Annotated in this window: 1 protein-coding gene; it reads right to left on the bottom strand. The window is 40.4% G+C overall.

What is annotated here, in order from left to right; genetic code table 11:
• Positions 1 to 13: 13 nt before the first annotated feature.
• A partial coding sequence (locus BLO31_RS14315; protein ID WP_139159017.1) for an IS3 family transposase occupies positions 14 to 267 on the bottom strand: 254 nt, incomplete at its 5' end.

The raw sequence follows: 267 nt of genomic DNA, 5'->3' as shown, positions 1-267 counted from the left end.
AATAGCCACCAAATCAGTAGACACTCTTTGACTTGATTTCATATTGCTTTTCATACTCTACTGGCGACAACTGATTATTGGAACCATGTCGCCGTTTAATGTTGTAGAACATCTCAATATATTCGAAGATGTCCATACGCGCTTCCTCTCTAGTGGTGTAGATCTTCCGCTTAATTTTTTCTCTTTTGAGTAACTGGAAAAAACTCTCGGCAACCGCATTGTCATGACAGTTGCCACGACGACTCATACTTGATTCAAGTCCATGCT

The sequence above is a fragment of the Vibrio sonorensis genome (genome assembly GCF_001854765.1).
GTDB classification, from domain to species: domain Bacteria; phylum Pseudomonadota; class Gammaproteobacteria; order Enterobacterales; family Vibrionaceae; genus Vibrio; species Vibrio sonorensis.
This window is presented reverse-complemented; position numbering and strand designations above follow the sequence as displayed.